This window comes from Alkalimonas collagenimarina, from assembly GCF_030717845.1.
GTDB classification, from domain to species: domain Bacteria; phylum Pseudomonadota; class Gammaproteobacteria; order Enterobacterales; family Alteromonadaceae; genus Alkalimonas; species Alkalimonas collagenimarina.
On sequence record NZ_JAUZVZ010000066.1, the window covers coordinates 1 to 769 of the forward strand.

Annotated in this window: 1 protein-coding gene; it reads left to right on the forward strand. The window is 51.8% G+C overall.

The features are described 5' to 3' along the window. A partial coding sequence (gene tnpC, locus Q3O60_RS17610; RefSeq protein ID WP_305895231.1) for an IS66 family transposase occupies nt 1-722 on the forward strand: 722 nt, incomplete at its 5' end. Nucleotides 723-769 lie beyond the last annotated feature (47 nt).

Here is a 769-nt window from a genome sequence, read left to right on the forward strand (position 1 = left end):
GTTACATGTGGGTGTACGGCTGCGGTCTGGAGTCATCAACAGGCCCTAAACTGGTACTGTTTGATTACCAGGATGGGCGTGGTGGTAAACATCCCAAAGCCTATCTTGATGGTTACAAGGGATATCTGCACGTGGATGGCTATACTGGTTATGAGCAAACCGAGGCGACCTTAGTCGGTTGCTGGGCGCATGCCAGGCGCAAGTTCGTCGAAGCCCAAAAAGCCCAGGGTAAAGGCAAAACCGGCAAAGCCGACTGGGCCATCAACCATATCCAGAAATTGTACGCACTGGAGAGTAAACTGAAAACCCAGAGCGCTGAAGTGAAATACCGGGAACGACAGAAAGTCGCCAAGCCCTTGTTGCAACAACTGTGGGATTGGCTGGAGAAATCCAAAGACGCCATCCCCAAAGAAAGCCTACTTAGCAAAGCCATCACCTACAGCCTAAACCAATGGCCAAAACTGATACGCTATCTGGACGATGGCAAATTGAACATCGACAACAACCGCGCCGAGCGTGCCATAAAGCCCTTCGTCATCGGCCGAAAAGCCTGGCTGTTTGCTAACACCACCTCGGGGGCTAAAGCCAGTGCGGCACTATACAGCTTAGTCGAAACCGCCAAAATCAACGGTCTTGAGCCGTATGATTACATGACCACATTGTTTAAAGAGCTCCCCACCGCTGATACACCTGACAAGTTGGCCCAGCTTCTGCCACTCTGATCTACAAGGCAATCACACCGGGACGGTGTGGTTGCTGCAACGCTTAC